This window comes from Leptolyngbya sp. AS-A5 (assembly GCF_039962495.1).
GTDB lineage: Bacteria > Cyanobacteriota > Cyanobacteriia > Leptolyngbyales > Leptolyngbyaceae > Leptolyngbya.
The window spans coordinates 1-2,350 of the sequence record NZ_JAMPLL010000082.1 but is presented as its reverse complement, the minus strand read 5'-3'; the positions used below and the strand labels follow the sequence as shown (position 1 = coordinate 2,350).

Here is a 2,350-nt window from a genome sequence, read left to right as displayed (position 1 = left end):
GCAACACACTGCAACAACAATCCACATCACTATTCATAACGAAGGGCAGCCCATTTCTCCAGAGGCGCGATCCATTCTTTTTCAACAATTTCGTCGTACTAAGACTGCTGGAGGGCAGGAAGGATGGGGCTTAGGCTTATTCTTGGCGAAGAGCTTGACTGAAATGCATCAAGGGACAATTGAGGTTGAAAGTGCAGAGGGCAAGGGAACAAGCTTTATCATCCAGTTGCCAGTAGTATCGGCTGAGACAACTAAATCCTAGTCAACCCAAATTGAGGATGATTGAGATAAGTTGGTCTACAGCGAGAGACTAGTTCTCGCTGTAGAAAAATGATATATCGTTCTAAGCTAGATTATTGCATTAGACTTCTTGCGTGAATCGTTTTTTGGCACGAGTTTCTAATAGTTTGAACTTCCTAATTTGCCATTCACGCAAGAAGTCTATTCTTAAATGTTTACCCCCTCCTAAGTAGCATTCTGCTGGTTTGCTACTAACCTAGACGGATGCGTTTGCACACCTGCTTCCTTTAGCATTCCGAGGTGTAGCAATAAGCACGCCAATCCATGGAAGACAATCAAAGCCAACCGCTTAAAGAGATCCGGGTTTTGCTGGTTGAAGATGAAACTGACATTGCTGACCTACTGATGTTCATCTTACAAAGAGCAGGTGCGGCTGTAACAATGCATGAGCGGACGGGATAAGCGCCCCAAAATTCAACACGATCGCGATCGTGCCACCGTTGCTGAGTTACGGCTTAAAGACTAGACTCAGCAGCAAATTGCTGACTAAGTAGCCTGAGTCTCCAACGAAGGCGCACCAGCGGGAAGGGCGAAAGAAACAAATGAGCGGTAGCCTAAAGAGCAAGGCAGTTCCTTCACGGCCAAAACCGATAGAACACTGGTGCAATCTTGCCCGTCCTGAGTCTGGTTCTGGGATCAAAGCGTGAAACTCACTGGTGAAAAGGGGCAACCCTTTATCCCGATTAGGAGAATTAAACGGTCACTGATTCCGGGTGAAGGATTGCCCTCATGTTTATATAGGTGCTTTCATGGTACAGCGTTCTCAACTGGGCAAGTGCAGAACTCGCGATGAGGCAGAATCCTTTGAGGTGCTGAATCATCATGCCTGCGGGATTGATATTGGGGCAACGAGTCATTGGGTGAGTGTGCCGCCAGAGCGGGATACAGAATCTGTGCGCGAGTTTGGCTGCTACACTCCTGATCTCCTCGCGATGGTCACTTGGCTAAAACAGTGTGAGGTGCAAACCGTGGCAATGGAGTCAACCGGAGTCTATTGGATTCCGGTATTTCAAATGCTGGAGGGGCATGGATTTGAAGTGATTTTAATCAATACTCATCACGTTAAGAGCGTCCCCGGACGCAAAAGTGATGTGCTCGATTGTCAATGGCTGCGACAGTTACACAGTTATGGCTTGCTGTCTGGGTCATTTCGTCCAGCCGACCAGATGTGTGTGTTGAGAAGCTAGGTCCAACAACGCGAAACGCTGATTGCAGATGCAGCACGTCATGTCCAACGGATGCAGAAAGCGTTGACCCAGATGAACCTTCAGTTGCATCAAGTTCTGAGTGATGTGACCGGTGTGAGTGGACTAAAAATTCTGAAAGCGATTGTGACCCGCATCGCTTAGCCGCGCTCAAGCATGAACGAGTCCGTAAAAGCGAAGCGGAAATTGCCGCGGCTCTGAGCGGTGACTATCGCGTTGAGCATGTGTTTGTCTTGGCACAGGAATTGACGCTTTACGAAAGCTATCAACAGCAGATTGCGGCGTGCGATGCCGAGATTGAGCGCTATCTCAATCAACTTCCGGCTCAGGAGAGCGTTTCATCGCTTGCACCGCCCAGTCGAGGGCGCAAACCCCAACAGAATCAACCGAGCTTTGACCTCAAACATCATCTCCATCGCATCAGCGGTGTGGACTTTAGGGCAATTGATGGCATGGGGGTGCTAACCGTGCAGACGATTTTAGCTGAGGTCGGATTAGATGCTACCCGCTTTCCCTCGGCTCAACACTTTGCCTCGTGGTTAGGGTTATGCCCTGGCAGTAATATCTCTGGCGGTAAACGCAAGAATTCAAAGACCCGCCCGGTTGCTAGTCGGGCAGCCAATGCTTTTCGCCTTGCAGCCATGGCAGCAGGCAAGTCGAATTCGGCAATTGGGGCATTTTTTCGACGCTTGAAAACCAGATTGGGGACTCCCAAAGCGATTACTGCCACAGTGCAAAATTGCATAAACTTCGGCAGGTGATTCTCACGTAACTTCGGCACCCGATTCTCAGTTATCTTCGGCAGGTAATTCTCATCGAACTTCGGCACCACGCTTTACACTGCG

Annotated in this window: 4 protein-coding genes; all 4 read left to right on the top strand. The window is 49.2% G+C overall.

Annotated elements, in window-relative coordinates; translation table 11 throughout:
* On the top strand, window positions 1-262 hold a 262-nt coding region (locus tag NC980_RS26235; RefSeq protein WP_190375041.1), incomplete at its 5' end, for a HAMP domain-containing sensor histidine kinase.
* Between the two features lie 302 nt (window positions 263-564).
* Window positions 565-702, top strand: a complete 138-nt coding sequence (locus NC980_RS26230) for a response regulator transcription factor (protein WP_190375040.1) — start codon at window positions 565-567, stop codon at window positions 700-702.
* Between the two features lie 347 nt (window positions 703-1,049).
* On the top strand, window positions 1,050-1,487 hold the full coding sequence (locus NC980_RS26225; protein WP_242026503.1) for a transposase: 438 nt from the start codon (window positions 1,050-1,052) through the stop codon (window positions 1,485-1,487).
* Between the two features lie 242 nt (window positions 1,488-1,729).
* Window positions 1,730-2,266, top strand: coding sequence for a transposase (locus tag NC980_RS26220; protein WP_347272553.1), 537 nt, complete (start codon window positions 1,730-1,732; stop codon window positions 2,264-2,266).
* Window positions 2,267-2,350 lie beyond the last annotated feature (84 nt).

Coding starts and splice junctions, on each gene's coding strand:
- NC980_RS26230 (WP_190375040.1), top strand. CDS start 565: ATGGAAGACAATCAAAGCCAACCGCTTAAAGAGATCCGGGTTTTGCTG.
- NC980_RS26225 (WP_242026503.1), top strand. CDS start 1,050: ATGGTACAGCGTTCTCAACTGGGCAAGTGCAGAACTCGCGATGAGGCA.